This window comes from Sporomusa sp. (genome assembly GCF_035561255.1).
Classification (GTDB): domain Bacteria; phylum Bacillota; class Negativicutes; order Sporomusales; family Sporomusaceae; genus Sporomusa.
Map to the genome: position 1 here is coordinate 1 of NZ_DATMXX010000433.1, position 2915 is coordinate 2915.

A 2915-nucleotide genomic window follows, 5' to 3' on the forward strand; every position below is an offset into this window, starting at 1 on the left:
TTATTGTATTGATTACTTTTTTTATCATCCAGAAATGGTATCAGCTGGAAACAAAAAAAGCGGTAGGAGATACTGAAAAAACCTACCAGGAAGAATTTCTTTCTTTCCTGACTTCGGTCAAATCCCTGCGCCACGATTTTGTTAATCATATTCAGGTCTTATATGGATTAATTGAGTTTAGGTATTATGACAAAGCCCTGGAATATATGCAGTCTTTGTTTAATGAGGTCAAACTGGTTGATCTGACTTTAAAAGTAAATAATCCGGCCCTGCTGGTCTTATTTCAGTCAAAGTTTGTCGCTGCCCAGAATAAACAGATAGAGATGCAGTTTGAGCTTGCTCAGGATCCCTTTGACCGGGTAAAATCTACGGATTTAATTAAGATCTTTTCAAATTTGCTGGACAATGCCATTGAAGCAACGATGAAATTGCCGGCAGCAGAAAGATATATCAAAATTACCGGCAAGAATTATCAAACAAGCTATTATTTTGAGGTGGAAAACTCGGGCTTTACTGTTTCCGAACAGGAGCGGGCATTGCTATTTAATTACGGTTATACGACCAGGCCGCCTGGCGGTGATAAAACAGGGGGCTTGGGGCTATATATTGTCAAAGAGATTATCAAACAGGTTCAGGGTGAAATTTCGTTTACTTCTCAAGATCAGATCAACAAAATCTCGATCATCATACCGATAACAACAGGAGGGTAATATGCGGCAGCCTCAAATTAATTTACTGATTGCTGAAGACGAGCCTTTTCAACAAGATTTGCTGTTAATGAATTTAAAGGACTGTGAGTTTGTCCATGTTGTTGATATGGTGAAAAACGGGGATGACTTAATTCGCAAGGTTATATCAACCCCTGCGATTAATGCGTTGCTGCTTGATCTCAACCTGGGAACAGGACGCGGCGGCCTGGAAAGTTATGCTGCGCTGCGGCTGCGTGGCAAGGAACTTCCGGCTGTTTTAGTCACAGGCATGATTCCGGAAGCCAGCTATACCTATGATCTTGGGATTATCGATATTGTTGAAAAACCCTTTACGCCCTTTCGTTTTAGACAAGCAATCGAGAAATTAAGTAAGCATATTGATTATCAGAACTTTATCAGGCATGGCGGTCTGTATATACCTGTATTTAGCCAGGATATTGAACAATTAGTCCCGGCAGAGGTACTGTTTATTGAATCCCTGAACCGCACGATTTACGTTCACACCAGAACTGCTGAGTTAGAAACCAAAATCCCTTTACGGGTATACTGCAAATACCTGGAAGACCACTATTTTTATTTGACTCACCGGTCTTTCCTGGTCAATATGAAGCAGGTTCACGCCATTGAGGGCAATGTAATTCATTTTGCCAATGAAACGCGGACTGCACTGATTGCTGAGGATATAGCTCAGGAGATTCTGTGTTATTGGCATGATATCATAAAAAAATAGACAAAGTGATGTGACCCGGCGGGGCGACAGCGCTTTGTCTATTCAGCTGCTATTGGGCTGAGAATCCACCGTCGGCAACTACGGCACTGCCGGTCATGGCTGAAGACTCATTAGAGGCTAAGAACAAGGCGATATTGGCAATTTCTTCAGGCTCAATAGCGCGGCCAATTGGTTGAAAATCAGCTAAACCACTGAGCACATGATCAAGTCCACCCAAGAGAGCGGCATGGGCATCATTAAACCCGGTGCTAAGCCAGCCGGGACAGATGCAGTTGGCGCGAATATTCTCTTTGGCGTAATCTAGCGCAATTGCTTTAGTGAGCATGAGAATGCCGCCTTTGGAGGCTACATAGGCTGACAAGAATCTTTCAGCCACAAAACTATTGGCAGAGCCGACATTAACAATCGAACCACCGCCTGCTTTTCTCATCTCAGGTATGCCGTATTTACAGGTCAGGTACATTGATTTCAGATTGACATTCATAGTCCGGTCCCACATCTCTTCTGTCAGGCCTTCCACAGTTCCGGGCAGATTTACAGCGGCATTATTGCAAAGTATGTGCAAGGAACCATACTTTTCGATTGTATAATTGATTAAGCCCTGGACTTGCTCTGACTGGGAAACATCTAACCGGAAGAAATGGGCATCACCACCAAGGCTGCGAATCTTGGTAACGGTATCTACTCCGGAATCCATGATATCAGCGACAATCACCTTAGCCCCTTCACAGGCAAATTTCTTGGCAGTACTGGCGCCAATACCTTGGGCTGCGCCAGTGACAATTGCTGTTTTTCCTTCCAATCGCATAATATTATTAACCCCTTTACTATTTATTTAACCAAGAGCTTTTAATGATGGTGGAACCTCTTTATACCCTTTTGATTTTACTGCACCGATCATAATGCCAATGACCACCCAGGCGGCTCCTGCTGTAAAGGTAGTCTCATCAAAGCCGGTCCAGACATAACCTACAATCAGAAATCCGATTAGCGGCATGATTAGATAAGAGAGCAGCGCCTGGCCGCTGCGCTTTTTCTTTATTACATAAAAGTACAAGAATACGCTAAGGTTTAACAGCATAAAGGAAGTGACGGCACCAAAATTAACAAAGCGCAACACTGTTTCCATAGACAGGGTTAAAACAGCGATTGTGCTAATACCGGCAGATAAAAAGGTGGCTCGTACCGGAGTTTGGAACCGGGGATGAATCTCTTTGAACAGGCTGGAGAAAGGCAGCAGGTTGTCCCGGCTCATGGAATATAAAATCCGGGAGGTAGCAGCCTGGAGGTTTAAATTGACGGCTATCCCGATTGCTACAACATTAACGATAATGAGCAGAGTATAAAAAGTGCTGCCCCCAGCTTCTTTTGCCAGGTCGAAAAATCCCATCTCCGGGTTTAAGGTTTGATAGTCAGGATGAATTAGATGCGCCATATAGGCTTGAAACATAAACAAAACCCCGATAATAATAATT

At 43.5% G+C, this 2915-nt stretch carries 4 protein-coding genes; 2 read left to right on the top strand and 2 right to left on the bottom strand.

Annotated features, from left to right (window positions below; all coding sequences use genetic code 11):
- A partial coding sequence (locus VN379_RS24980; protein WP_325538847.1) for a sensor histidine kinase occupies positions 1 to 710 on the top strand: 710 nt, incomplete at its 5' end.
- Between the two features lies 1 nt (position 711).
- Positions 712 to 1440, top strand: coding sequence for a LytR/AlgR family response regulator transcription factor (locus VN379_RS24985; protein WP_325538848.1), 729 nt, complete (start codon positions 712 to 714; stop codon positions 1438 to 1440).
- Between the two features lie 49 nt (positions 1441 to 1489).
- On the opposite strand, the gene VN379_RS24990 is transcribed toward VN379_RS24985, so the two are convergent.
- Positions 1490 to 2248 carry a glucose 1-dehydrogenase gene (locus tag VN379_RS24990; RefSeq protein WP_325538849.1) on the bottom strand — a complete coding sequence of 253 codons (759 nt, stop codon included), beginning with the start codon at positions 2246 to 2248 and terminating at the stop codon, positions 1490 to 1492.
- A 27-nt stretch (positions 2249 to 2275) separates the two neighbouring features.
- A partial coding sequence (locus VN379_RS24995) for an APC family permease (RefSeq protein WP_325538850.1) occupies positions 2276 to 2915 on the bottom strand: 640 nt, incomplete at its 5' end.

Bases quoted from the DNA above. Each gene is read 5' to 3' on its own strand.
- VN379_RS24985 (WP_325538848.1), top strand. From the start codon at position 712: ATGCGGCAGCCTCAAATTAATTTACTGATTGCTGAAGACGAGCCTTTT.
- VN379_RS24990 (WP_325538849.1), bottom strand. From the start codon at position 2,248: ATGCGATTGGAAGGAAAAACAGCAATTGTCACTGGCGCAGCCCAAGGT.